This window comes from Marinobacter suaedae (assembly GCF_030519635.1).
Classification (GTDB): Bacteria; Pseudomonadota; Gammaproteobacteria; order Pseudomonadales; family Oleiphilaceae; genus Marinobacter; species Marinobacter suaedae.
This window is the reverse complement of the sequence record NZ_JAUMIS010000001.1, coordinates 1,047,927-1,073,717: the sequence shown is the minus strand read 5'-3', so window position 1 is coordinate 1,073,717 and position 25,791 is coordinate 1,047,927. Positions and strand designations below refer to the sequence as shown.

Below are 25,791 nucleotides of genomic sequence, written 5' to 3'. Positions count from 1 at the left end.
ACTGTGCCAACCTCACAACGCCGTCTGCTGACCTCAGTGTCCCGGTTAGGGAGCCTTGCGCTGGCTGCGCTGGGCGGAGTGTCGGTTGCCCTGGCGCAGGAACAAACGTCATCGTCGGCGGCAGAAATTGACTGGCGGCCGAGGGCCGAATTGCCGGAATCCGTTCGTGCGGAACTGCCAGTGTTTTGCGAGGGCGGCTATCTGCCGTCGGGCGCGGTGACGGATACCCCGCAGGGGCGCGTGGACAACAGTGGCCAACCGCTGCAGGCCAGCGGTTTGAGTGCGCGTTATGAGATTGACCAGACGCTCTACCTGGAAGGCGATGTTCGGGTACGGCAGGGCAGCTTTGAGGTGCAGGGCTCCCAGGCGCGATACAGCCAGACCGAAGGTACGGTGTCGGTGGATGGCGGCCTGGTCAGCCGGGGTGAAGGCTTCCTGATGACCGGTGACTCGGCCCGGTACGATGTGGACTCCGGGCAATTCGATCTGAATACCGCCACCTTCCTTCTCCACGAACAGGAAATGCGGGGCAGCGCCGGTAGCCTTACCCGGCTCAGCAATAATCTGGTACTGATTCAGGATGGCATGCTTACCACCTGCGGTCCGGGCCAGAATGACTGGGCGATTGTGGCGTCGGACATCGAGCTGGATCGGGCCGAAGGCTTCGGCACGGCAAAGCATCTGCGCCTGGAGGTGCTGGATGTGCCGGTGTTCTACTGGCCCTGGGCCAGCTTTCCTATCGATGACCGTCGCAAGACCGGTTTCCTGTACCCCCAGTTTGGCTCGTCGAGCGCCGACAGCGGTGGATTCATCGCGCTGCCTTATTACCTGAACCTGGCCCCCCATTACGATGCCACCCTGACACCCCAGTACATTCACGGCCGGGGCCTGTTTACCGAGGTGGAAGGCCGTTACCTGACTTCGCTGGGGCAAACCACCCTGCAGGTCGGTTACATCGGCAATGACTCCTATTTCAAGCAGGAGAACCCGGGGGAAGGGGGGGGGCGCTGGGCTCTGGATGCCACCACACGGGCCCGGTTCAGCAGCGGCTGGGTTGGTTATGGTGACTACTCGGTGGTCAGCGACGAGGATTATCTGAGTGACCTGAACCGGAGTCTGGACATCAATCAGGCCACCCATCTTGAGCGCCGTGGCGGCTTCCGCTATCGGGACCGGGTTCAGTATTTTGATGCGTACCTCAGCGATTATCAGACCATCGCCGACCGCATTACCGATGTGGACAAACCCTATGCCCAACTGCCGGATGTGCTGTACGGCACGGTCCGGGATATCGGCTGGCTGGAGGCCGGTTTGGAGAGTCAGTACACCTGGTTCGAACGGGAAAACGAGAACCTCGCCGGGCTGGACCGGGCGAACGGACAACGCATTCGCGCGGTGCCGGAGCTGGCGGTGCCCATGCGCGCGATCTGGGGCTTTGCCCGGCCCTCGGTCAGCGTGGACTACACCCGTTACGACCTGGAGGATTACACGCTGGGTGACAGCAGTTTCGACCGTACCGTGCCCATCGCCGAGTGGGACAGCGGTCTTTACTTCGACCGCCGGTCCAGCCTGTTTGGTACGCCGTACAACCAGAGCCTCGAGCCGCGTCTGTATTACGCCTGGGCCGATGCCGATGCTGACCAGAACGACATCCCGGACTTCGATACCGACCTGCAGACCTTCCGCTTCGATCAGTTGTTCCGGCCGGACCGCTTCACCGGCGGCGACCGGGTTGGTGACGCCAATCAGCTGACTGTCGCACTCACCAGTCGCTTCAACGACCTGATGACGGGGGCCGAGCGGGCCCGGTTCAGCATTGGTCAGGTCCAGTATTTCCGGGACCGCGAGGTCACGTTATTCGGCCAGGGCGATGCGACTCGCAGTCGGTCACCCTTGGCCGGCGAGCTGGCCGTGTATCCGGTGGATAATCTCGAGATACGTTCCTCCGGCCTCTGGGATGCTGAAACCGGTGAAACCGAAGAAGGCCGCAGCCAGCTTGTCTATTATTCCGACGACTACCGGTACCTGGCCAGTGTGGGGCACACCTATCGCAAGAGCGAGATTGAACAGTCCGATCTGGCGGCGGTTGTTCCGGTCACAGATCGTGTTAGTCTGATCGGCCGCTGGGTGTATGACTCCAGGCTGGATCGCACCGTCGGATCGCTGGCTGGCCTGGAGTACAACAACTGTTGCTGGAGCTTCCAGGTGGTGCACCAGAATTACCTGACCGACGATCGCGAACTGGATACGCGTCTGTTGTTCCAGATTCAGCTCAAGGGGCTGGGCGGCACCGGAGGTGCTTCCAGCAACATCGCCGATGCCATATACGGGTTTGATGAGCGGGAACGTCGCCGGTTTGGAACTCCCTGATTCCCGTCATGACTAAACCGGGTATTCCGCCCGCAGTTCATTATTTACAAGAGGTGTCTATGAAGGCGACTGTTCGCCACGTTGTCCAAACATTATTGCTGATCGCGCTGACCTCGCTGAGTGTGTATGCACAGGCAGAGCGCAAGCTGTTGGATCAAGTGGTTGCTATCGTGGATGACGACGTGGTCCTCCAGACCGAGCTGGAAAATCGAATCGGCACCATTGTCAGCCGCCTGCAGGCTCAGGGCACCGGTCTGCCGCCACGGGAGGTGCTCGAGAGTCGGGTGCTGGACCAGCTGATTGTCGAGTCCATTCAGTTACAGATGGCCGACAGAATGGGCATGCGCATCAGCGACAACGAACTGAACGAAACCATGGCCAACATCATGCGCCGCAATGGCATGAGCATGGACCAGTTCGAACAGCAACTGGCCACCGAAGGTGTGACTTTTCGCCAGGCCCGGGACCAGATTCGCACCGAGATGCTGATCAGCCGCGTCCAGCAGCGCCGGGTGGGCAATCGGGTGCGGGTCACGGACCGGGAAGTCGACAATTACCTGGCCGCCCTGGAAAGTCGGGGTGAGAGCAGTGCCGAGTACCGTCTGGCCTATATCCTGATTGAAGCGGAAGATCCGGGCAGTGAGGAGTCCGTGGCCGAAGCCCGGACCAAGGCCGAGGCCCTGCGCGAGGAGATTATCGACGGACGGGATTTCCGTGAGGTTGCCGTGGCGGAATCCGATGCCAGCAACGCCCTTGAGGGTGGTGATATGGGCTGGCGGACAGAGAGCCAGTTGCCCTCCCTGATTGCGCCGGTGGTACCGGACCTGTCGGTGGGTGTTCCTTCCCGAGTCCTTGAGAACAACAGCGGTTTTTACCTGGTGATGGTGTTGGACCGTCGCGGTGGTGATCAGGCGCAGCTGGTAGAACAACACAAGACGCGCCACATCCTGATTCGTCCATCCGAGGCGGTGACGGACGCTCAGGCTGAAGCCAAAATTCGCGACCTGTACCGTCGACTGGAGCAGGGCGCCGACTTTGCGGAGCTGGCCAGGGAATTTTCGGACGATCCGGTCTCAGGCTCCGATGGCGGAAATCTGGACTGGGTGAGCCGCGGGCAGATGGTTCCCGAGTTTGAGCAGGCCATGCTGGAAGCCAACATCGGTGAACTGAAGGGGCCATTCCGGTCCCAGTTCGGATGGCACATTCTTCAGGTTCAGGAACGCCGTCAGAAGGATGTGAGTGGCGAAATGCGCCAGTCCGAAGCGCGTCAGGCGATCTATCGTCGCAAGTTCGAGGCCGAACTGCAGAACTGGTTGAGAGAAATCCAGGACGAGGCCTTTATCGAGTTCAAGGGTGAGTACGCTGATAACGATACTGCTGAGGAAGCCGGCCGCGAATCATGACTGATCCTGTGACCCTGGCGCTGACCGCCGGCGAGCCCGGTGGCATAGGCCCGGAGCTTTGCCTGCAGCTTGCGGCCGAGCCCCGTGAGGCAGGGCTTGTGGTGGTGGCCAGCAAAGAACTGCTGGCTGCCCGCGCTCGTTTGCTGGGTGTGACGGTCAATTGGCATGACTGGGCGCCAGGTGATGCGCCCTCCCAGGCTGCCGGCAGTCTGTCGGTGCTGGATATTGCCGGTTGCCACTCTGTCGATGCCGGCAAACTGGATCCCGCCAACAGCGCTTATGTACTGGAAACCCTGGAGACTGCAGCCCGCGGCTGCCTGAAGGGTGAGTTCGACGGCATGGTGACGGCGCCAGTGCACAAAGGTGTGATCAACGAGGCAGGTATCGAGTTCAGTGGCCACACCGAGTTCCTGCAGGAACTGTGTGGTGTGGAGCGGGTGGTGATGATGCTGGCTACCGACGACCTCAGGGTGGCGCTGGTGACGACTCACCTGCCGCTCAAGGATGTGCCTGCGGCCATTACCCCGGAGCGGCTGATACAGGTGGCCCGAATCCTTGATGCCGATCTTAGAACCTTCTTCGGCATCGAACAGCCGCGCATCCTGGTGGCTGGTCTGAATCCCCATGCGGGTGAGGGCGGACACCTCGGTCGCGAAGAGCTGGATACCATCGAACCTACTCTGGAGCGTCTGCGTTCCGAGGGTCTGAAGCTGATCGGGCCGTTGCCGGCGGATACTTTGTTCACGCCCCACTGGCTGGACCAGGCCGATGCGGCGTTGGCGATGTACCACGACCAGGGCCTGCCCGTGCTGAAGTACCAGGGTTTTGGCCGCGCGGTGAATGTCACCCTCGGCCTGCCCATTGTCAGGACGTCGGTGGACCACGGTACCGCACTGGATCTGGCCGGGACTGGCAAGGCCGATGCCGGCAGCCTGCACACCGCCATCCGTGTTGGCGCCCACATGGCCCGAAGCCGAAAAAACGTGAACCGAGGATTGGATTCGTGAGTAACAAAGGCGGCCACCAGGCCAGAAAACGGTTTGGCCAGAACTTCCTCCATGACCCCGGGGTGATCGAACGCATCGTCCGGTCGATCAACCCCAAACCCGACGACACCATGGTGGAGATCGGGCCCGGGCTGGGCGCCCTGACCGAGGAGATTCTGGCGGTCAATCCGTCCCTGCAGGTGGTGGAGCTGGATCGCGACCTGATCCCGGTACTTCGCACCAAGTTTTTCAATTACCCGGAGTTCCGTATCCACGAAGCCGACGCGCTGAAGTTCGATTTCAGCCAGCTGGTTCGGGATGGCAAGCCGCTTCGGATCGTCGGCAACCTGCCGTACAACATCTCCACGCCCTTGATTTTCCATTTGCTTGAGCAGGCCGGCGTGGTGAAAGACATGCATTTCATGCTGCAAAAGGAAGTGGTACAGCGGCTGGCGGCGATACCCGGCGATAACAACTATGGCCGGCTGGGTATCATGGCCCAGTATTTCTGCAAGGTTCAGCCACTGTTCGAAGTGGGGCCAGGGGCCTTCCGACCGGCGCCGAAAGTGGATTCCGCCATTGTCCGGCTGGTGCCCCATGAAACCTTGCCTCATCCGGCCACAGACCTCACGGTGCTGCAGGCCGTGGTCCGCACCGCCTTTAACGCCCGCCGCAAGACCCTGCGCAAGGCCCTGGGTGGCCTGGTGACCGCCGAGCAGCTCCAGGGCATGGGCATCAATGACGGGCTGCGTCCGGAGAACCTCACACTGGCGGATTATGTGCGTATTGCCGACTTTCTGGCTGAACACAAAGGCGATAGTGAAGACGTATCGGATGTAAGTAATGACTGACTACGCCATTGGCGACATTCAGGGCTGCTATGACCGGCTTCGGGAAGTGTTGGACAAGGTGTCTTTCTCGCCGTCCCGGGACCGGCTCTGGGTGGCCGGGGACCTGATTAACCGCGGGCCGTCGTCCCTGGAAACCCTGCGATTTATCGAGCAGATGGGTGAGTCCGCCCAGGTGGTGCTGGGTAATCACGATCTGCATCTGCTGGCGGTTGCCATCGGCGGCCATCAGCCCCGCAAGAAAGATACCTTTGCTGACATTCTTGACGCCCCCGACCATGACAGGCTGGTGGATTGGCTCCGGCAACAACGGCTGTGTATCCACGACAAGAAACGAAACCTGGTAATGGCCCATGCCGGTATTCCCCATATCTGGAGCGTCAAACAGGCGGTATCGTTGGCGCAAGAGGTGGAGTCGGTGATTCGGAGCAGGCAAGCCGAAGAGTATTTCACACACATGTACGGTAACGAGCCGGACCGGTGGAGCAAGAAGCTTGAGGGTGCCGAGCGCTGGCGGGTTGTCACCAACTATTTCACCCGAATGCGTTTTATCGACGAGCACGGCGCGCTGGAACTGAGTTCCAAGGAGGGTGTCGACACCGCCCCCGAAGGCTATGCCCCCTGGTTCGAGTTCCCCCGGGAGGACGACGTCCGGATCGTGTTTGGTCACTGGGCGGCGCTGGAAGGAGAGACCGGGCAGGATCGCTTCATCGGCCTGGACACGGGCTGTGTCTGGGGCGGGGCCCTGACCATCATGAATCTGGATACCGGCGAGAAGCTGCACTGTGACTGCTGAACCTGTGGCCGCCGACAACCCTCGTCTGATGCGTTTGCCTTTGGTGTTGGGCGCATTTCTGGCGCTGTTGTCGGTCATTGCCGGCGCCATGGGTGCCCATGCCCTGCGGGGGGTACTCGAAGGACGTGGGCTTGAGGTATTCGACACCGCAGTCACTTACCAGTTCTACCATGCCATTGCGCTGGTGCTGGTCGCGCTGCTGTCGGCCAACGGATTGAGCCGGCGTTTGCTGATGATGGCCGCAGGTTTGTTTCTGACGGGCATCCTGATGTTTAGCGGCAGTTTGTATTTGCTGGTGCTGACCGACATGCGCTGGGTTGGCCCGGTAACTCCCCTGGGCGGGGTTTGCTTGATGGCCGGCTGGGCACTGATTATTGTGGCGGCGTTACGCCGGGCACCGTGATGGTTCAGCCGCTGGCTGGATACGATGGCGACGAGGTAAACCGGATGCTGGTACACGTGAATGGCGAATCGATGGAGCTACCTTCCCGCGCGACCGTCTCGACGCTGATAGAACAGATGGCGCTCGCCGGAAAACGTCTGGCTGTGGAGGTTAACGAGGACATCGTGCCGCGTAGCCAACATGGTGATTTTACCCTCAGCGAGGGCGACCGGGTGGAGGTGGTCCAGGCTATTGGTGGCGGCTGATTCCTGAGCTCTTTCCCACATGCAGTGCCCCTCAATACATTCGAAGACGCAAGGAAGGTTATGAGTGAATCCCAATCGAATACGTTGCCTGAAGACAATCCGTTGCGCATTGCCGGCCAGACGTTCGCTTCCCGGCTCCTGGTGGGTACCGGAAAGTACCGGGACCTGACCGAAACCGGACAGGCCATCGAAGCCAGTGGAGCAGACATTGTTACCGTGGCCGTGCGACGGGCCAACCTTGGCCAGAACCCGGACGAACCCAACCTGCTGGATGTGATCTCGCCGGCCCGATACACCATCTTGCCCAATACCGCCGGCTGCTACACCGCAAAAGACGCCGTTCGTACCTGCAAACTGGCCCGTGAACTGCTGGATGGCCATGACCTGGTCAAACTGGAAGTGCTGGGGGAAGAGAAAACCCTGTATCCGGACATGACGGAAACCCTGCTGGCGGCCGAAGCGCTGGTGAACGATGGCTTCAAGGTCATGGTCTATTGCTCCGATGATCCATTGCTGGCCAAGCGGCTGGAAGAAATGGGGTGTGTCGCTATCATGCCGCTGGGCGCCCCCATTGGCTCGGGGCTGGGTATCCAGAACCGTTACAATATTCGCCTGATCGTCGAGAATGCCCGGGTGCCGGTGCTGGTGGATGCGGGCGTGGGAACGGCCTCGGATGCGACCATTGCCATGGAACTGGGGTGTGATGGGGTATTGATGAATACCGCTATTGCCCAGGCCAAAGATCCCGTCCGGATGGCCCGTGCCATGCGCTATGCCATTGATGCAGGACGGGAAGCTTACCTTGCCGGGCGCATGCCCAAGAAACTCTATGCCAGTGCATCGTCGCCCATTGATGGCACCTTTTTCTGATCTGGTGCACAATTCCCCTCATAAGAATTTCTGGGCCGGCTGCTGAGTCGGCTCGGCCAACGAACAACAGAGCACTGCAGTCCTGTCATGACCGACCAAAAAACCAGTCGCCGCGAGGCGATTCTTCACGCCCTGGTGGAGTTGCTAGAAAACGACCCGGGCGCCCGCATTACCACCGCTGGCCTGGCCAAATCCGTTGGCGTTACCGAGGCCGCGCTGTACCGGCACTTTCCCAGCAAGCGAAAGATGTTCGAGGCGTTGATCGAATTCGCGGAAGAGGCAGTGTTTACCCGTTGCCAGACGATTCTGCAGGAGCAGGACGATGTTGCCGTGCGTCTGCAGCAGCTGGTGCATCTGGTCCTGGTGTTTGCCGAGCGGAATCCGGGCCTGTGCTGCGTGCTGACCGGTGATGCCCTGATGGGCGAGAACGAGGCCCTACGCAAACGGGCATCCCAGTTCTTCGAGCGCCTCGAAACCCAGGTCCGGCAGGTTCTGAAGGAAGGCGAGATTCGCCAGGGCATTCGGCCCCGGACCAGTCCGGCACGGGGTGCCGAGTTCGTGCTGGTGTTTGTCGAAGGTAAAATCCAGCGCTTTATCCGCTCATCCTTCAGCCGCCTACCATCGGCTGATCTGGACGAGAGCTGGGGCCTGATGGTCGACAGTGTCTGGGAACAACCGGCCTACGCGTAACCGGACGCGGATCTTAGCAATTCGCGCGCGCCCTGCCAGATGTCAGGGGCGGAGATCAGGATATCCCGTCCCCACAGGTCTGCCGGGTAGCCGTCCGGAACGTCGCTGAAATGCCCTGCGGTTGCTCCCGCCTCCAGCGCGATCAGGCGGGCAGCGGCAAAGTCCCAGGGGCTGACGTTTTCGTAGTAGATATCCAGTCGGCCACACGCCACCCAGCAGATATCCAGTGCCGCTGAGCCAATCCGGCGCAGATCCCGACACTGGTGAATCATCGCATCCAGCCGTTTGACCAATGGCTCAAGGTTGTCCTTGGTGTAGGGAAAGCCAGTGGCAAACAGAGACTGGCGCAGTTCGGTCGCGCCACTGTGCTGTATAACTTTGCCGTTCAGTGTCGCGCCATCGCCGCGTGTACCCCGGAAGGTCTCGCCAGCGAAGGGCGCATGCACCACACCCGCCTGAACCCGCCCCATTTCCGCATAGGCTATCGACACCCCCACCTGGGGGTGTCCGTAGGCGTAGTTAACAGTGCCGTCAATGGGGTCGACGATCCACAGCGGCGTGTCCAGATGCTCGGCCTGGCTCAGGTCCGGCATGGTTTCCTCGGACAGAATCCTGTGCCCGGGAAAACGTTTCCGGATGGCGTCGGTGATAAGCTGATCCGCCAGCACATCCGCGTGGGTCACCAGTTCCGTTTGTGCCTTGTAATCCGTGCGCAGGGTATTCTGTTCCCGTTCACGAACAATCAGCTCACCCGCTTCCCGGGCGATGGTTTCGGCGAAATCGGTGATCTCGGTGACGGATGTCGGGTTGGTCACGGTGCCCCCAGAATGCAGTCAAATTGAGGGCACCAGTCTAGCACGGGCGGGTCAGAGGCTGCCCAGCCAGTGCTCCATTTTGTCCATGGCCATGACGATGCGCGGGCAGGCTTTCTGGACGAATTCATCGTTCAGCTCGTAATCGCCAAACTCGGACGCTGCCATGGTCAGTGCCTGTGCGCCGTCAAAGTCGACGAACGCCAGCCGGGCCCCCAGATGATCGGGCACGAAGCCGAAATCACTGGCGGGCAGAGTCGCCACGCCGGTGCTTTCAAGCAGCGCCTGACAAAAGGCCTGGCTGGTCTTGATGTCCCGTTTGGCGAGGATCTCCCGGAAGCTGGAAAAGTTCGGGAACAGGTAGAAGGCACCCTCGGGTTTCTGAACCTCGGCGCCCATGTCAGAGAGTCTTCGATGCACATACTCCCCGATCACCTTGAGCACCCGTCGCGACTGAACCAGGTATTCCTCGATGTCATCGCCGCCCTCGAACGCCGGAATGGCGGCGTACTGGATAGGGGCGCTGGTGGAGGTGAACGTCTCGCTGGCAATAATGGCCATGGCGTCCAGCAGTGGCCGCAGCTCGGGCGGGAAGATGAAGGTGCCCAGGCGCCAGCCACCAGCCCCTGCCCACTTGCTCAGGCCGGTGCTGATGATGGTGCCCTCGGGGTAATAGCGGGCGATGGATTTGTGTTTGCCCTCGAAATGCACCTCACCGTAGATTTCGTCCGACAGCAGAATCAGCCGGTACTTGCGGGCTACGTTGGCAATCGCCAGTAGCTGTTCTTCCGTGTAGGTGCAGCCCGTGGGATTGGACGGGTAATTGAGAATCAGGATGCGGGGGCGTGTGGGGTCATCCCGGCAGATGATATCCAGTTCTTCAGCGGTCAGTTGCCAGTTGTTCTCGGCGTGGGTTGGCAGCCAGTGCACGGAGCGGCCAATGATCCGCGCTTGCGGGGCATAGGAGACCCAGCTTGGCCGGGGAATGAGCAGGTCACCGTAGTAGGCCAGCTGCAGGATGAACAGCAGCTCCTTGGAGCCCGGGCCAATGAGTACGTCCTCCCAGCTACTGCTGAGTTTGGCTTTCCGGTTGATGTATCCGGAAATCGCTTGGCGTAGGCCCTTCAGTCCTTTAACTGGCAGGTAGTCCTTTTCCTGTGCGTGGTCCTGCAGTGCCCTGACTACCCGTTCGGGTACCGGGAAGGGCGACTGCCCCAGGCCCAGCTTGATGATGTCCTTGCCCTCCGCCTTCAGGTGGTTGCTCAGTTCATTGATGCGAAGGGTGGAAGACGGCTGAATGCCCCGGACATTCAGGTTAATGGCATAGCGATGTTCGGTGTGGATATCCATATTCCCAGCCTGTGGTGAAAAAGTGACCGAATCAGTATATGAAACCAAGCGCCGCTTGTTAGCAAGGCCGGGGTACGTGGTTGCCGTATTTCGAGTGAGACTTTGGTCGGTATCCAAGGGCTGACACTCGTCATGACGGGTTGCTTGATGAATTGTCAAAAAGTGTTAAATGGCTCCGGGTGATAAACACGGTGCTGGCCTATAGTGGGTGGTCCGCAGTATCTAACAATCACAATATGCGGAGGTATCATGAGACACTCCATGGCCGAAACCCAACCCAAAGGGAACCCGGGGATTGGGCCGGGCCTGCCATTGGGCCGGGTTCTGATTGTTGATGATCACTCGTTGTTTTCCCAGGGGCTGGGTGGCCTGATGAAACAGGCCGGCCTGACGGGTGCGGTATCTACAGCCAGCTCCGTCGACGAGGCGGTAAACGTTTTATCAAGCCAGGCTGTCGACTTGGTGTTGCTGGATGTTTCCCTACAGGGGGAAACCGGCCTGATGTTGTTGCCACGGGTTGTGGCTCGTGGGCTGGATGTACCGGTGGTGGTCATTTCCAGTTCCGAGGATGAAACCACGGTCCGGGCTGCCAGGGCGGCCGGAGCGCGAGGGTTTGTGCCCAAGTCGGCGGGCCGAACGGCACTGGTCGCCATGTGCCGGAGTATCAGTCAGGGAGCCGATTATTTCCCGGGCCGTGCTCGGACGACGGATCAGGTCCATGGTCTTACGCCTCGTCAGACGCAAGTGTTGTTTTTGCTGGCGCAGGGGTTTCCGAACAAGCGAATTTGCCAGAGCCTGAATCTGACCGAGCACACGGTTAAAACCCACCTGAAGGCCATCTTTACCCTCATGGGCGTTCACAACCGAACCGAGTGTGTTAATCAGGCACGGCAGATGGGTTGGATCTGAGGGGCACGTCACCCGCCGCATCGGCGGTCGCCGCCGTTTCGTCAGGGGGTGGTGCGACCGCCAGTTCCACCCAGAAGCTGCTGCCCTGGGTAGGGTATGAACGAACGCCGCAGCGCCCTCCCATCATCTGTGTCAGCTGTTGCACAATGGCCAGTCCGAGACCCAGTCCGGCGGGGTGGTCCGGCCCATGTTCGCCACGGATGTAGGGTTTGAATACGTCCGGTTTGATTCGGTCATCCAGCCCGCCGCCATCATCGCTGATCTCTATCCGCACCGTATCGCCGCGCTGATTGGCAGAGACACGTATATTACGGCCCCCGCTGTGATCAATGGCATTGAATACCAGATTCTGCAGGACCCGCAGCAGCAGATCCGGATCGGCATGGACCCTCAGGTTGGCCGGGATGGTGTCCTGCTCCAGGGTTATTCGGTGGATCGCTGCCTGATCCACGGTCAGGTCGATCAGTTGTCCGATCAGCGGGGTAAGTGTGAAACCTTCGTTCTGGGGACAAACCATGCCTTCATGCAGCCTGGAAACGTCGAGCACGTTGCTCAGCAGCTGGCGGAAATGCCCCACAGTGCGCTGAAGCCGCTGGATCAGGGACAGGTGAGTGGCCGACAGTCGGGCCTGTGAGAGATTGTCCAGCATCAATGCGATGACATTCAGCGGCTGCCGCAGGTCGTGGCTGGCCACGGAAATCAATCGTCCCTTTTGCTCGCTCTCTTCTTTTGCACTCTGGTGCAGTAACTCGATCAGCTTCTGGTCGAGGAAGTGGGCGCGGTGCCGATATTCGCTCAGCCAGGAACCCACCATGCCAATGGTGTTGGCGGTCAGGATGAAAAACAGGTTGACCAGCAGGGGCGTGACGGGATGCCCGGTGGCTAACTCCGCGGCAACATAGGCGGCGATGATGAGGGCCGAGGCAATGGACACCGCGAAAAACGGCAGGCCCATGGCGAAGTAGCCGAACATCAGTATCAGCAGCATACCCTCGTAGGGCAGGGGAAAGTCCCGGACCCGGGCCGCGGCAATAATGGCCACAACGCTCAGCCCGCCGATGAGATAGGCCAGGGTGTAAAGATGTTCGAACAGGATGTTGGCCGGCTTCTGGCAGAAGGACAGCCACCAGACCACCGTAATCGTTGGCAGTGTCAGCCACAGCCGGATAGCGATAGTGACGCTTGCCAGCTCGGCAGGAAGGAGCAACAGATCGGCGAGGATGAAGGACGAGAACAGCATCAGGCCAGCGGCAGACACCAGCCTGGCCCGGTCACGAACCACGGAAGCGCGGAACTCCTGATACCGGGGTTCCAGTTCCTGACTGAAGTGCAGGCGGCGGAAGCCCGCTGCCTGCTGAGATCGAATAACCTGCGTGTCCACGTGTGCCTGCCCTGTCCCTGGCCTTGTCAGTGTACGCTGGCCGTCGAACCTTGGGCGGGAGTGGGTGCACATTCTGATCAATTACTGCTCAAAATCTGGAGCCTGGCCCAGGTCTGAAGCTTCTGGTCCGGGAAGTGACGCTGAATCAGTTCCTCGGTCTGGCTGGCCTCATCTTCCGGGGCGAGGCCAGAGGTCTCCAGTTGAGACAGTGCGATCTTGAACTGGTCAAAGCGCTTTTCAAACGCATCCCGTTCGTTCAGGTAAGAGGTCACTTCGGCGGCAGCGACCGGCGACATGCCGCGCTCCAGCAGTTGCTGACCTGCGGATTCCGCGGACACCGAGCTTTCGATGATGTCCATGCGCTGCAGATTTTCCTGCTGGCTTGCCAGCATTTCCTGTTCGGTGACACGCAGGGGTTCCGGTAACTGGTTCCGGTGCCAGGTGGCGAGCGCCGCTTTGGCTTCGGTACCGAGGTCCTCGCGGCTGGCGAGGTCGATCGTTGCCAGGGTGTATTCGCCATACGCTTCCTCCAGGCCAAAGAAGGCCTGACGAACATCCGGACTGAAAATGGATTGCCTCAGTTGCCTGAGTTCGGCAAACGCCTGCTGCAGCATCTCCCGTTGGTAGGCAGGATCACTCTGTCGTGATGGGTCGAGCGGCCTTTGCTGCATCAGTACCGCCTGTTCTTTGAAATGCAGGTACTGATCCAGTATTGCCATCGCCTGCCTGGCGGCTGATTCCGGCAAGTTGTTGTAGGCAAGTGCACGGACCTGTTCCAGGGCAACCTCCGGCGGCACCTCTCCGACGGTACTCATGAAGTAGTCGAAAAAATCCCGGGTTTCGAGATCGACGATCAGTTCGCCGTTGTGGTCAGCCTTCAGGGCGCCATCGATTTCGGTACCCTCAAGAGAGGTGGCGAAGGGCCTGGGCCCCAGGGATGCCGGGGTGCGTGCTGCCACCACGTCGGCAAACTTGTCGGGATTCCCCAGCCAGGCTTCCAGCGTTTCCGGCGCTGACTTGGCTGGGGTGGTCGCCGGTTGGGGAACCTCACGGGTGACGCCCGGTTCGAACGGAACTTCGGTACGGGTCTCCGACAGGTGGAACCACATGGCACTGCCAGCCACCAGGGCTGACAGTGCGATGCCGGAGAGCCATCGACGGTTTAACAACGGACGATGTCTCATGCCTACCTCGAATTACAGGCCGCGGTTTTTCAGACGATTAGCCTGGTTGCGGTACAGGGAGACCGGGTTTACCCAGATCGAACGATTGCCCAGGATATGGTTGATGGCATCCACGTGGTTCATGTCGTAATGGGTGCCGATGACACGGCCCATCATGGTTGCGCAGACGCCAACCAGACCATCGCTGGGCTCACTGCCGAAAGCCTTGGAGGTGATGCCAAGGAACGGGTCGGAAACGTCCAGAATGTTGGTCCAGATGCCCCGGCCGGTCCAGGAGAAGAACTTGATCTTGTTGCCGTTGATCCAGACGTCTTCGGACGTGCCGGAGCAAGAGGATTTGTTCACGCCTTTCCAGCCAAGAGCGTCGTTCAGCGCGGTGGTACCTCGTGTGGTCAGGGTTTCCAGCGCAGCAACACCATCCTGCGGGTTATTGGCGTCGGACAGCTCGTTCACAATGTCGCCCAGGGCGCGGGCAATGGCATCCGCGCCACCCTCCACATAACTGCCAGGTGGAATGATGCCGCGAATTACGTCGGCTACCTTGGAACCCTTGTTCACCCCGTTGATGGAGGTGATGGAGGCGATCTTGTGAGGAATCAGCGAGGCGGTGACCCGGGAGGTGGGCGCGCCCTGGCTGTGTGCCATCAGGTTGACCTTGGAGTAGCCAAGACTGTTGACGAAACTGGCCAGTTGCTGGCCGCGCTTCTCACTGCTGTTGACGAACGAGACGCTGGCGTTATGCACGGTGGCACCGCTGCGTCTCAGGTTCCAGGGAATGGTGTGGAAATAGTTGATCAGGCCGCCGATGGTGTCGAATCCGGTAACGCCGTGGACAAGCACGATGGGGTAGCGGGTGTTGGTATAGCTTGCGTGTGAAAAGAATGAGGCTGACAGCAATACGAGCCCCAGCGTAATCGCTGCGGTCATACGGGAACGCATAATTGACTCCTGTTGTTTTTGTAACGGCTGCCCATGCAGCCATCGGTCTTTAATGCGGGATCAAGTATTCGCCGATGGGGGAGAGGCGGGTATCGCCCATTTGGGGGAGGGCTCAGGAAAAGCGGTGGGGGTCCAGTTCCATGTGCAGGATGCGCTGGCCGAGCATGATGACCCGACCGGTGTAGCGCTCTTCGCCGGTGGAGGTAAAGTCGAACAGGAAACGGCGCCAGACCCGGATACGACCGTTGTCGTCCCGCTTGAACCACAAGCCACGCAGGTAGACGGCATCGTCCAGCAGCATCACATCCATACTCTTGCAGTATCGATGTGCGGCTTGCAGGACAAAATCCTTGATGGCCTTGGCCCGCCACCAGTACCAGACGGCAAAGCCGGCCAGGAAAAGCCAGAATAGGGAACCCAGAGTCACGACGTTGGCTTGCTCTCAGTAATGCATGGGAGGATGCGATAACAGCCTAACTTATTGGCCAGAGGGTAGAAAGGTGCTTGTCCTTTTCTGAATGCTGAAAAAAAGCCCGGTGCACTTTGCAGTGACCGGGCTTTTAGTTCGACCTTGATCAGTGAGCCGTTTTGCTGTGGTCCCGGGCCAGCAGTATGTAGAACGCTGGCAGCACGAAGATGGTGAACAGGGTACCTATGCCAAGGCCCGCGCTGATGGTAAGGCCGATGGCAAACCGGCTCTCCGCTCCGGGGCCGATGGCGATCAGCAGCGGGATCATGGCGAAGATCAGCGCCAGTGAGGTCATGATGATCGGACGCAGCCGGATGGCTGCCGCTTCCACCACGGCCTTGGTTTTGCTGAGGCCCTGCTCAATCTGCAGCTTGTTGGCGAACTCAACGATCAGGATGCCGTTCTTGGAAACCACCCCGATCAGGGTGATCAAACCTACCTGGCTGTAGATGTTCATGCTGGTAAAGCCGAGCACGATAAAGGCCATGGCGCCCGCCACCGACATGGGGACCGACACCAGGATGATGAACGGATCACGCCAGCTTTCGAACTGGGCGGCCAGCACCAGGTAGATGACCAGCAGTGACAGGAAGAAGGTCACCACCAGGGCGCTGCCCTGATTCGCCAACTGGCGGCTCTGGCCGGTGTAATCGTAAGTGAAGCCCTGGGGCAGAACTTCCGCTGCGGTGCTTTCCATGAACGCCATGGCGTCACCGGCTGCCACGCCCGGCATAACCACGCCTTCGAGGGTGACCGAGTTCTGCTGGTTCAGCTGGGTTCGGCTCGAGGGTTCGATGTCCCGGTTGAAGCTGACCACGCTGCCGAGCGGAACCAGTTCGCCCGAATCGGCTCGTACGTAGTAGTCGTTCAGGGCCTGTTCGTCCAGACGGAAGCTTTGCTCCACCTGAGGAATCACCTGATAAGAGCGACCTTCCATGCTGAAGCGGTTGATGTAGCCGCCGCCAAGCATGCTGGAAAGTACCTGACCGACATCCTGCATGGACAGGCCAAGGTCCGCGACCCGGTCCCGGTCCACATGAATACGGGTGACGGGACGGTCGAAGTTGATCGACTTGCGCAGGAACATGAAGTTGCCACTGCCCATCGCCTCGCCGAGCATTTCACTGGCCACCTGATCGAGCTGGGCATAATCGTTGCCGGTGGTGATCACGAACTGGAACGGCAGGCCGCCGCCCGCACCCGGCAGGGAGGGGCGCGGGAACACGGCCGTCTGCAGCCCCGTTACTTTCTTAAGTTCGGCATCCAGCATGGGCTGAACCTCGAACTGCGAGACCTCTCGTTGACTCCAGGGCTCGAGCTTGTAACCACCGAACACGGCATTCGGTCCGGTAAAGCCGATGATCATGAAGTCCTCGCTGTACCCCGGTAGCTTGGACATACGATCCTGCATCTCATCACCGTGTTCCTGCAAGTAATCCAGGGTTGCTGTCTGAGGACCGAGGCCCTGATAGAACAAAATGCTCTGGTCTTCGGTGGGGGCCAGTTCACTCTTGCTCATCATCGCCATGAAGTAGATCGATGCCAGGACGACCAGGGCGAAGAACACCACCACCGACTTGGTTTCCATCATGGAACCAAGCGCTTTCTTGTAGCCGTTGGCGAGGCCGTTGAAGGAGCGTTCGACTACCTGCTCGAACTTGCCGGATTCGCCGTGAGGCTTGAGCACCTTGCCGGACAGCATGGGTGAGAGAGTCAGCGCTACGATACCGGAAATGACCACCGCACCGGCGAGGGTAAAGGCAAACTCGGTGAACAGGGAACCGACGAGGCCGCCCATGAAACCAATCGGGGCATAGACCGCCACCAGGGTGGTGGTCATTGCAATAATGGGAACGGCCATTTCCCGTGCGCCCTGAATCGCTGCATCGAAGCGGGAGGCTCCCTGCTCGATGTGCCGGTGCACGTTTTCCACCATGATGATGGCGTCGTCCACCACCAGCCCGATGGCCAGCACCATGGATAGCAGAGTCAGCAGGTTCAGGGAGAAACCAAGCAGCAACATGACGAAGGCGCCCCCGATCAGCGACAGGGGAACCGCCACAGAGGGAACGATGGCCGCCCGGATTGAACCCAGGCACAGAAACACCACCACCAACACAATAACCATGGCTTCCAGCAGCGTCTTGATTACCTCGTTGATGGAGTCGTCAATAAACTCGGAGGCATCGTAAGACAGGCGTACTTTCAGGCCTGAAGGCAGCTGGCTCTCAATGTCCGGCAGGGTATCTTTCACCAGTCCGGCGACGGTCAGTGGGTTGGCGCCGGGGGCCAGTTCGATAGCCACGTACGTAGCGGGCTGGCCCTTATAAAGCGCGAGCTGATCATAGGATTCCGAGCCCAGTTCCACCCGGGCAATGTCCTGCAGGCGGATCTGGGTGCCGCCGGACTGCTTCACTACCAGCTGGCGGAACTGATCCGGATCGGCGACATCGGTGTCGCTGGTCAGGGCGATTTCCGTGTACTTGCCTTTGGTGTTGCCGACGCCTGCCTGGTAGTTGTTGGCCCGCAGTTTGGCGGCCACTTCCGGTGGGGTCATGTCCACCGCGGCCAACCGCTCCGGATCCAGCCAGACTCGCAGCGCGTACTTGCGGCCGATCAGGTCGGCCTTGCCCACGCCGGACAGTGCCTGCAAGCGGGGCTGAACCACCCGGGTGAGGTAATCGGTGATCTGCGGTACGGCCAGCTCTTCGCTGTAAAAGGCGATGTACATCAGGGCCGTGGAATTGCCAGTGGTGGAGGTGATCACCGGATCCTGGGCTTCGGCAGGCAGCACGTTGCGCTGACTGGCCACCTTGGCCTGGATTTCCGCCAGCGCATCGTTGGCATCGTAGTTCAGCACCATATTTGCTTCGATGGTGGAAACGCCCTGGGAGCTGGTCGAGGTCAGGTAATCAATGCCACTGGCCTCGGCAATGGCCTGCTGCAGCGGTGTAGTGATGAATCCCTTGACCAGATCCGAGCTGGCGCCAGGATAGGCGGTGGTCACCGTCACTGTAGTGCTTTCCAGCTCCGGGTACTGGCGGATTTCCATTTCCAATGCGGCCCGGGCACCGAGCAGCAGGATCAACAGGCTGACCACCGTCGACAATACTGGACGGTGGATAAATATGTCGGTGAATTTCATCAGTCAGTGGCCTCCGTGGCGGCATCCGCCTCCTGCTGAATTTCCACCGACTGGCCGGCGCGCAGGCGGAGCAGACCCTTGGACACCACAGTCTCGCCTTCTTCCAGGCCGGACAGAACCGCGACACGGCCTTCTCGGGTCTCACCGGTGTCCACGGTCCGACGGTTCACCACCAGAGTGCCCTCGCCGTTTTCCTCCACCACAAAGACAAAGTCACCGTAGGTGTTGTAGGACACCGCAGTACGAGGCACGGTAATCACTTCGTCGTCTTTCGGCTGGCGGGTCATCACGGTGGCGAACATGCCCGGGCGCAGCTGGTTGCCGTCGTTGCTCAGGGTGGCGCGGATACGCACTGTACGGGTTTCCGGGTTCACCGAGGTGTTAATGGCGCTGACTTCACCGGCAAACTGCTGGTCCGGTACCGCTGCTACGGTGGCAACCACCGGGTAGCCGGTGGCCACTTCCGGCAGGTTCTTTTCAGACAGTGTGTAATCCACGTAGATCGGGGCCAGCATGTTGACCTCGACAATCGGCGTGCCGGTGGCGATGTATTCGCCCTGGTCCACCATGCGAATGCCGAGGGTGCCGTCGAACGGAGCGCGAATCACCTTCTTGCTCAGCGTGGCCTCGGCTTCGTTAACCCTGGCCCGGGCTGCGTCAAAGTTGGCCTTGGCTTCGTCATACTGGGACTGGGATACTGCCCGCTTGGGTAGCAGGTCCGACACGCGCTTGAATTCCTGAGCGGCCAGCTCCGCCTCTGCACGACGGGTTCTCAGCGCCGCTTCATCGATGTCGGTGTTCAGTCGGATCAGGACGTCGCCCTGTTTGACGGAGTCGCCGGATTCAAAATTGATGGACTGAATAACACCCGGCACCTCGTTGGCCACCTGAACACCATTCACCGCCTCGATGCTGCCAACGGCTTTGATGGCCGGAGTCCAGAATTCCTTTGTCGCGTCAACCGCGGAAATCTGAACCGGCGGCTGCGGCTTGCTCATCATCTCCTTGAACTGGCCGAACTGGTAAAACTTGTAGCCAAAGATGCCACCGAGAACGGCACCGAGAAAAATGAGTACGATCACGAAGCGGGAAGCTGTGCGCATAATGACGGGTCCTGAAAAACGGAGTTCAGTCTGGTTAAGAGTTCAGGCCAATCAACAGACCGGCGCTGTCACGGCCTGGTAACCGCAACCACCTCAAGGTCTTTGCTGACTGGCATCTGCCCTGAAAAGGGTAGCATCCTACAAAACGGGCCTGGTTTTGTCACTCGATTGCCCGCCCCATTACGTACAGACCAGTACGGATGGATTGGTTGTGCGATTGGCTTTGTGCTGGAACCGTGGCATCTTCAAGTGACACAATAAGCATCTGTTTGTTTCCAAGGGATTGACCATGCACTGGATTCTGGGCATCGCACTGACGGCCGCCGCCTTCGTTATCCTCAAGAAGTGGGGGGCGCTCAGCCCGGAGAAGAAAAAGGACGCTGTCTGGAAAATCGCGTTGGTGGCTGGTGGGGCGCTGCTGCTGTTTATGGTGCTGACCGGCAGGGTGCACGTGTTAACTGCCGCCGTCGCAGCACTTATTCCCTTATTGCGCAAACTGCCGGGGTTGCTGTCGCTGGTGCCCCGCGTCAAAGAACATCTGGGGCCGGGTAGTCATGGCCCCAGGCAGGGCCGGCAACAGGGTCCGGTTGACCGTTCGATGATGACCCGGTCGGAGGCTTGCGAGGTTCTTGGCGTCGCCCCTGGTTGTGGCGAGGACGAGATCGTTGCTGCCCACCGCCGGCTGATACAGAAGCTCCACCCGGACCGCGGCGGAAACGACTATTTAGCGGCCAAGATCAACGAGGCCCGGGACGTGCTTCTGCATGAACTTCATGCCTGACCGTCAGGGCAGGATATCTACTTTCACTTCGTAGCTCATGGACTGGGCCTGATTGCCATTCACACTGTACGTTATGCCGGATTGCCGATTGCTCGTTTGGGTTGATGTGCTGCCCAGTGACACCCATTGGCCGGGCTCTACCCGCCGCATGGTAACCACCGCTTCGGTGTCGTAGCCCGGTAGGGCCGCGGGGTCTTCCTCGAACGACATAATGTTCAACTCAATCGCCTGGTCGGAAATCATCTGCGGGCTGACCAGGAAACCGCTGCGGGTCTCAACCCGTTCCAGTATGGCCGCCGGGTTGCGCCCGCCCTGAATGGAGAAGGGCAGGGTACGGACCTGGCCGGAGGTGATGTGGGCGGACTGACCGTCCTGCACAATCAGGCTTCGCTGACGGGAGCTGCTGGTGCTGATGACCTTGCGTTCGGCATTCAGTGTCAGCTGGTTGGAGGAGCCGGAGACTCCCGCGCCGGAGCGTTTACCGCCAATATCCTCCCTGGATCGAACCGTCACTCTCAGTTGAACCGGCGCCACGTCCAGCACGGTGACCAGTGTGCCAACTTCCTCCAGAATCTGCCTGTCCCCCCGAACCACGAGCCGCTGCCCCCTTGCGGTGACGGTCATGGATGTGTCCTGGTAGAGATCACGGATCTGGCTTGCGATGTCTTCAGCAGCGCGATTCTGTACGTCGTAGATTCGTGTGTCTGTTTGCGCCTGAGCCGTGTTTCCCGTCAGGGAGAGTGCGAGCAGCAGGGCGGTGGCCAGGGTCAGAATCGAAGGCCGGTTCCATAGGCGAACGTTTTGAACATCAGTCATGAGCGGTCCCGTCTTTGGTCGACGAATTCGGATCTTTGGGCTTTCGGGGTTGCCAAGCCCGAAATGCAGGGTATATATTGATCAGCATGAAGACGACACACGCTACCTGTCAATTGAACGTTCTGAGCGCTTTCGGTGAAAACCTGAAGGCGGCAGGCGCTGCTGTGTTTTCTTGGTGGTTTGGTTATGGCTTTTATTTTAGCCAGAGCCCGGGCCGCCCGTAAGATCTTCATCAAACGAACAACGAGGAAGGCAGCCCGGCAGACAAACCAGGCTGCCACCGGATTCAAAAAGCCCCGACTGGTAGCCCAGCCGGGGCTTTTTTGATTCTGACACAGGGAAATGGGACCACTGACATGAACATGCCGCCAAGCACCGAGGTACTGAACGAGGTAGCGTTTGAAGCCATGAAAGGACGGCGCACGGAAACTGCACTGCCGACACCGGAAGCCCTGCGGGCGGCCATGCCACTGGAAGCTGGCGTGGCGCAACGGATTGCGAAGCATCGGTCGGCGATTCGAAACATCCTTCGGGGCGATGATCACCGTACCTTGCTGGTGGTCGGGCCTTGCTCCATTCACGACGAAGTGGCGGCGCTGGAATACGGTGAAAAGCTCAAGCGCCTGGCGGACGAGGTAAGTGACCGCTTCCTTATCGTGATGCGGGCCTACCTGGAAAAGCCCCGTACCAGTGTTGGCTGGAAAGGTCTGCTGTACGATCCTGAGCGCACCGGCAGCGGTGATATACACAGTGGTCTGGTGCGGTCCCGCCGGCTGCTGTGTAACCTGTCTGCCATGGGCTTACCACTCGCCACCGAAGCACTGAGTCCCTTCGCTATGGATTACCTGGGTGATCTGGTGAGCTGGACGGCCATCGGTGCCCGCACCACAGAATCCCAGGTACACCGTGAAATGGTCAGCGGCTTGCCAATGCCCGTGGGCTTCAAGAACGGAACCGATGGCGGGGTCAGTGTTGCCATCAACGCCATGAAATCGGCGGCGCATCCCCATCATCATATGGGCGTATCCGCCACCGGTGCGCCAGCCATGATCAGCACCAGTGGCAACCCGGACACCCATCTGGTGTTGCGGGGCGGTCGGGGCATCACCAACTACGATGCTGACAGTATTGCTGCGGCTGCGGCCAATCTTGCCGAACACGAACTGCTGACGTCGGTCATGGTCGATTGCAGTCATGACAACGCCTGCAAGCAGGCCGAGCGTCAGGTGGATATTGCCCGGCAGGTGATGGACCAGCAGCGTAACGGACTGCGCCATATTCGGGGTTTGATGCTGGAAAGCTTCCTCGAGCCAGGCCGCCAGAACGATGGCGAGGACCTGATCTACGGCTGCTCGATTACCGATCCGTGTCTGGGCTGGGCGCAGACGGAGTCTCTGATCCGCTCACTGTAGCCAGCAGGAGCTGCCCGGCAAGCAGCAGGAGCACGCCACCCATGAGGCGGTCGAGCCAGTGGCCGAAGCGCGTGAACTGCTGTCGCACCCTGGGCATGGTGAAGCAAACCGCCACCAGGGAAAACCACAGGCCTGTGGCCAGCGCCATGTATAGACCGTAGCCGGCCTGCATCAGCACCGGGGTATCCGGACTGATCACCACGGAAAACAGGGATACAAAAAACAGGGTCGCTTTGGGGTTGAGGGTGTTGGTCAGGAACCCCAGCCGAAACGCCGCGAAGCCGGTCTGTCCGCGTCCCGTTGCGCTTTCCAGTTGCACATCGCCAGCCCTGGCCTTCAGGCATTGAAGGGCGATCCAGGTGAGGTAGAGGGCGCCGACGACCTTGAGCACATTAAACAACCATACCGACTGTTGTATCAGCAGCCCTATTCCCAGCAGCGAATAGCTTACGTGCACCAGAATGCCCAAGCCAATTCCCGCAGCCGTTAGCAGGGCGTTGCTGCGGCTCTGGCTCAGCGCCTGCCTCAGCATCACGGCAAAATCCGGCCCCGGGCTGGCCACTGCCAGCAAGTGCACCACGGCTACCGTCACGAATTCCGCCCAATAGTTTTGCACGCCGTTTCCATCTCCTCTGGCCGTCGTTTTAGCAGGGCGACAGCTTAAGCCAATTCGCCGGGCGTGTCCGCCCCGGATCTCCGGATGGGTTGCAACGGCTTCTATACTGAAAAGACACCCGGGTTGCCGACCAGCATCCCGTTACCGGATCACCGGCAAGGAGAGTATTGGATGGAAAAGCGTGATGTGGATGTCGCGATTATTGGCTCGGGCACGGCTGGCCTGGTGGCCTACCAGCGTGTGCGAAAGGTAACCGACCGGGTGGTGATGATCGAGGCGGACCAGTACGGTACTACCTGCGCCCGGGTGGGGTGTATGCCCAGCAAGCTGTTGATCGCCGCCGCTGATAGCGCGCATCAGATGGCGAATGCCTCGCTCTTTGGTGTCACGGCCGGACAGGTTCGCATCGACGGGCAAGCGGTTATGAGCCGGGTTCGCCGGGAGCGGGATCAGTTTGTGGAGGGCGTGATCCGCTCGGTCGAGAAGCTGCCGAAGGAGCATCGGGTGCTGGGCCATGCCCGGTTCGTGGATCCACATCGGTTGATGGTGGAACGTGACCGTACGTCTGATCTGGAAATCCAGGCCGAGCGGATCATTATCGCCACCGGGTCCCGGTCAGCGGTTCCCAAAATGCTCGAGGAAGCCCGGGACCGTCTGGTGATCAATGACAATATCTTTGAATGGCAGGATTTGCCGGACTCCGTCGCGGTGTTTGGCCCGGGCGTGATCGGGCTGGAACTGGGCCAGGCGTTAAGCCGGCTTGGGGTTCGGGTGCGCATGTTTGGCATCGGTGGCGCGGTCGGACCGATCCGGGATGATGCGATCCGGGACTACGCCCTGGAAACCTTCAATCAAGAATTTCCTCTCGACCCCGATGCGGACGTAAAACACCTGGAACGCACAGGCGATGGGGTCGCCATCACTTACCGGCATCCGGAACAGGGCCAGATTACCGAAACCTTTGACTACGTGCTGGCGGCTACCGGGCGGCAGCCCAATGTGGATGGGTTGGATATCCAGAACGCTGGTGTTGATCTGGAGGACAGCGGGGTACCAAGTTTTGATCGCTACACCATGCGGTGTGGCGACAGTCATATCTTCATCGCCGGCGATGCCAACCAGCTGAAGCCGCTGTTGCACGAGGCCGCTGATGAAGGACGTATTGCCGGGGACAATGCCGCTGCCTATCCGGAGGTGCGCGCCGGGCTCCGCCGCACGCCGCTGGCGATTGTGTTTACCGATCCCCAGATTGCCTCCGTGGGGCTGACGCTGGATGAGGTGGATGAGGAGTGCAAAGGCTGTTTTGCGGTAGGGGAAGTGTCGTTTGAAGACCAGGGCCGGAGCCTGATCATGGGCAAGAACTGGGGCTTGCTGCGGGTGTACGCCCGGCAGGGAACCGGACAGTTTCTGGGCGCTGAGCTGTTTGCACCGGCGGCCGAGCATATGGCCCATCTGCTGGCGTGGTCCGTGCAACGGCGATTAACGGTCAGTGAGATGCTCGAGATGCCGTTCTACCATCCGGTGGTGGAGGAGGGTTTAAGGACCGCTTTGAAGCAGCTGAACCGCAACCTGAGTATCGGACAGGAGCCGGCAGAAGGTTGCATGGAGTGTGGTCCCGGCGTCTGATGATTCTGATAAAAGTACCAATAAATCTATTTAAAGCGCGTTTGCAATAGGGTTAAGCTATTCTTTGGATTGGCTAACTTCACTGGCTCAACAAGCCTTGGGTCCGTAATGTGAGGGTCATTGATTCAGCGGAAAACAGAAGGAGCCAACCATGACCAAGAATTTCATCGGATTGGATACGGACAAAACAGCCGGTTTGACAGAGGCCCTGAACGATCTGCTGGCGAACTATCAGATCTTCTATATGAACGTGCGCGGTTATCACTGGAACATCAAAGGGGATAACTTCTTCGAACTGCACGTGAAGTTTGAAGAGCTCTACACCGATTTGCTGCTGAAGATCGATGAGATCGCAGAGCGGGTGTTGACGCTCGGGCACACACCGGCCCACGCTTACAGTGATTACATCCAGGCGTCAGCCGTTCCCGAGCGCAAAGACGTGTCGAACGGCAAGGAGGCGGTCGGCTACATCGCAGAGAGTTTTGCGACGCTGATTGCCAAACAACGCGATCTGCTCAGTCTTGCCGGCGAGGCGGAAGATGAAGGTACCGTCGCTCTGATGAGTGATTACATTTCCCAGCAGGAAAAAACCGTGTGGATGTATCGCAGTTATCTAGGCCAGTAATACCTACGATCC

Annotated in this window: 24 protein-coding genes; 14 read left to right on the top strand and 10 right to left on the bottom strand. The window is 59.7% G+C overall.

The features are described 5' to 3' along the window. The first annotated feature begins 3 nt into the window (after positions 1-3). The 9 genes from QVZ43_RS04975 to slmA all read left to right on the top strand — a co-directional run bounded on the left by QVZ43_RS04975 (position 4) and on the right by slmA (position 8,611). Positions 4-2,370 (top strand): LPS-assembly protein LptD, encoded by a 2,367-nt coding sequence (locus tag QVZ43_RS04975; RefSeq protein ID WP_420890889.1) that lies wholly within the window; start codon positions 4-6, stop codon positions 2,368-2,370. A gap of 59 nt (positions 2,371-2,429) precedes the next feature. Then, entirely contained in the window at positions 2,430-3,773 is a 1,344-nt protein-coding gene (locus QVZ43_RS04970) for a peptidylprolyl isomerase (RefSeq protein WP_302909095.1), read from the top strand. Then, positions 3,770-4,780 (top strand): 4-hydroxythreonine-4-phosphate dehydrogenase PdxA, encoded by a 1,011-nt coding sequence (pdxA, locus tag QVZ43_RS04965; RefSeq protein WP_302909094.1) that lies wholly within the window; start codon positions 3,770-3,772, stop codon positions 4,778-4,780. Before QVZ43_RS04970 ends, pdxA begins: the two co-directional genes overlap by 4 nt. Next, positions 4,777-5,610, top strand: a complete 834-nt coding sequence (gene rsmA / locus QVZ43_RS04960) for a 16S rRNA (adenine(1518)-N(6)/adenine(1519)-N(6))-dimethyltransferase RsmA (protein WP_302909093.1) — start codon at positions 4,777-4,779, stop codon at positions 5,608-5,610. Before pdxA ends, rsmA begins: the two co-directional genes overlap by 4 nt. Further along, positions 5,603-6,403 (top strand): symmetrical bis(5'-nucleosyl)-tetraphosphatase, encoded by an 801-nt coding sequence (locus QVZ43_RS04955; protein WP_302909092.1) that lies wholly within the window; start codon positions 5,603-5,605, stop codon positions 6,401-6,403. The genes rsmA and QVZ43_RS04955 overlap by 8 nt, the downstream gene beginning before the upstream one ends. After that, positions 6,393-6,806 carry a DUF423 domain-containing protein gene (locus QVZ43_RS04950; protein ID WP_420890888.1) on the top strand — a complete coding sequence of 138 codons (414 nt, stop codon included), beginning with the start codon at positions 6,393-6,395 and terminating at the stop codon, positions 6,804-6,806. Before QVZ43_RS04955 ends, QVZ43_RS04950 begins: the two co-directional genes overlap by 11 nt. A gap of 44 nt (positions 6,807-6,850) precedes the next feature. Continuing rightward, the gene (gene thiS, locus QVZ43_RS04945; RefSeq protein ID WP_223794973.1) at positions 6,851-7,051 is read left to right on the top strand and encodes a sulfur carrier protein ThiS; all 201 of its coding nucleotides are present in this window, start codon (positions 6,851-6,853) and stop codon (positions 7,049-7,051) included. 60 nt (positions 7,052-7,111) lie between these two features. Next, the gene (locus tag QVZ43_RS04940) at positions 7,112-7,921 is read left to right on the top strand and encodes a thiazole synthase (RefSeq protein WP_302909091.1); all 810 of its coding nucleotides are present in this window, start codon (positions 7,112-7,114) and stop codon (positions 7,919-7,921) included. An 87-nt stretch (positions 7,922-8,008) separates the two neighbouring features. Continuing rightward, positions 8,009-8,611, top strand: a complete 603-nt coding sequence (gene slmA / locus QVZ43_RS04935; protein ID WP_302909090.1) for a nucleoid occlusion factor SlmA — start codon at positions 8,009-8,011, stop codon at positions 8,609-8,611. Here slmA and QVZ43_RS04930 read toward each other — a convergent pair. Both QVZ43_RS04930 and QVZ43_RS04925 read right to left on the bottom strand, forming a co-directional pair. Further along, positions 8,602-9,426 (bottom strand): inositol monophosphatase family protein, encoded by an 825-nt coding sequence (locus tag QVZ43_RS04930; protein WP_302909089.1) that lies wholly within the window; start codon positions 9,424-9,426, stop codon positions 8,602-8,604. The two genes, slmA and QVZ43_RS04930, sit on opposite strands and share 10 nt — an antisense overlap. A 51-nt stretch (positions 9,427-9,477) precedes the next feature. Next, complete coding sequence (locus tag QVZ43_RS04925; protein ID WP_302909088.1) at positions 9,478-10,773, bottom strand: pyridoxal phosphate-dependent aminotransferase; 1,296 nt, start codon at positions 10,771-10,773, stop codon at positions 9,478-9,480. A gap of 249 nt (positions 10,774-11,022) precedes the next feature. Here QVZ43_RS04925 and QVZ43_RS04920 point away from each other — a divergent pair, with 249 nt between their 5' ends. Continuing rightward, the gene (locus QVZ43_RS04920) at positions 11,023-11,682 is read left to right on the top strand and encodes a response regulator transcription factor (protein WP_302909087.1); all 660 of its coding nucleotides are present in this window, start codon (positions 11,023-11,025) and stop codon (positions 11,680-11,682) included. On the opposite strand, the gene QVZ43_RS04915 is transcribed toward QVZ43_RS04920, so the two are convergent. The 6 genes from QVZ43_RS04915 to QVZ43_RS04890 all read right to left on the bottom strand — a co-directional run bounded on the left by QVZ43_RS04915 (position 11,651) and on the right by QVZ43_RS04890 (position 19,903). Then, positions 11,651-13,063: a sensor histidine kinase gene (locus tag QVZ43_RS04915; protein WP_302909086.1), complete on the bottom strand. Its 1,413-nt coding sequence runs from the start codon at positions 13,061-13,063 to the stop codon at positions 11,651-11,653. The two genes, QVZ43_RS04920 and QVZ43_RS04915, sit on opposite strands and share 32 nt — an antisense overlap. 77 nt (positions 13,064-13,140) lie before the next feature. Further along, positions 13,141-14,247, bottom strand: a complete 1,107-nt coding sequence (locus QVZ43_RS04910; RefSeq protein WP_302909085.1) for a lipase secretion chaperone — start codon at positions 14,245-14,247, stop codon at positions 13,141-13,143. 12 nt (positions 14,248-14,259) lie between these two features. After that, a complete protein-coding gene (locus tag QVZ43_RS04905) occupies positions 14,260-15,186 on the bottom strand; it encodes an esterase/lipase family protein (RefSeq protein WP_223794699.1) in 927 nt (308 codons plus the stop codon). 112 nt (positions 15,187-15,298) lie between these two features. Beyond that, positions 15,299-15,613 (bottom strand): DUF3301 domain-containing protein, encoded by a 315-nt coding sequence (locus tag QVZ43_RS04900; protein WP_223794698.1) that lies wholly within the window; start codon positions 15,611-15,613, stop codon positions 15,299-15,301. A 148-nt stretch (positions 15,614-15,761) separates the two neighbouring features. Then, positions 15,762-18,800 carry an efflux RND transporter permease subunit gene (locus tag QVZ43_RS04895; RefSeq protein WP_302909084.1) on the bottom strand — a complete coding sequence of 1,013 codons (3,039 nt, stop codon included), beginning with the start codon at positions 18,798-18,800 and terminating at the stop codon, positions 15,762-15,764. After that, positions 18,800-19,903 (bottom strand): efflux RND transporter periplasmic adaptor subunit, encoded by a 1,104-nt coding sequence (locus QVZ43_RS04890; RefSeq protein WP_302909083.1) that lies wholly within the window; start codon positions 19,901-19,903, stop codon positions 18,800-18,802. The genes QVZ43_RS04895 and QVZ43_RS04890 overlap by 1 nt, the downstream gene beginning before the upstream one ends. Positions 19,904-20,192: 289 nt before the next feature. Here QVZ43_RS04890 and QVZ43_RS04885 point away from each other — a divergent pair, with 289 nt between their 5' ends. Further along, positions 20,193-20,684, top strand: a complete 492-nt coding sequence (locus QVZ43_RS04885; protein ID WP_223794695.1) for a DnaJ domain-containing protein — start codon at positions 20,193-20,195, stop codon at positions 20,682-20,684. A gap of 3 nt (positions 20,685-20,687) precedes the next feature. Here QVZ43_RS04885 and QVZ43_RS04880 read toward each other — a convergent pair whose 3' ends face one another. Next, on the bottom strand, positions 20,688-21,500 hold the full coding sequence (locus tag QVZ43_RS04880) for a secretin N-terminal domain-containing protein (RefSeq protein WP_302909082.1): 813 nt from the start codon (positions 21,498-21,500) through the stop codon (positions 20,688-20,690). Positions 21,501-21,856: 356 nt separating this feature from the next. Here QVZ43_RS04880 and QVZ43_RS04875 point away from each other — a divergent pair, with 356 nt between their 5' ends. Continuing rightward, complete coding sequence (locus tag QVZ43_RS04875) at positions 21,857-22,912, top strand: 3-deoxy-7-phosphoheptulonate synthase (protein ID WP_302909081.1); 1,056 nt, start codon at positions 21,857-21,859, stop codon at positions 22,910-22,912. Here QVZ43_RS04875 and QVZ43_RS04870 read toward each other — a convergent pair. Further along, positions 22,857-23,528: a LysE family translocator gene (locus tag QVZ43_RS04870; protein ID WP_302909080.1), complete on the bottom strand. Its 672-nt coding sequence runs from the start codon at positions 23,526-23,528 to the stop codon at positions 22,857-22,859. The genes QVZ43_RS04875 and QVZ43_RS04870 overlap by 56 nt on opposite strands. 171 nt (positions 23,529-23,699) lie before the next feature. Between QVZ43_RS04870 and QVZ43_RS04865 the strand changes: the two genes are divergently transcribed. Together QVZ43_RS04865 and QVZ43_RS04860 are read left to right on the top strand one after the other, a co-directional pair. Next, entirely contained in the window at positions 23,700-25,154 is a 1,455-nt protein-coding gene (locus QVZ43_RS04865) for a dihydrolipoyl dehydrogenase (protein WP_302909079.1), read from the top strand. A gap of 151 nt (positions 25,155-25,305) precedes the next feature. Next, a complete protein-coding gene (locus QVZ43_RS04860) occupies positions 25,306-25,779 on the top strand; it encodes a Dps family protein (RefSeq protein ID WP_223794690.1) in 474 nt (157 codons plus the stop codon). Positions 25,780-25,791 lie beyond the last annotated feature (12 nt).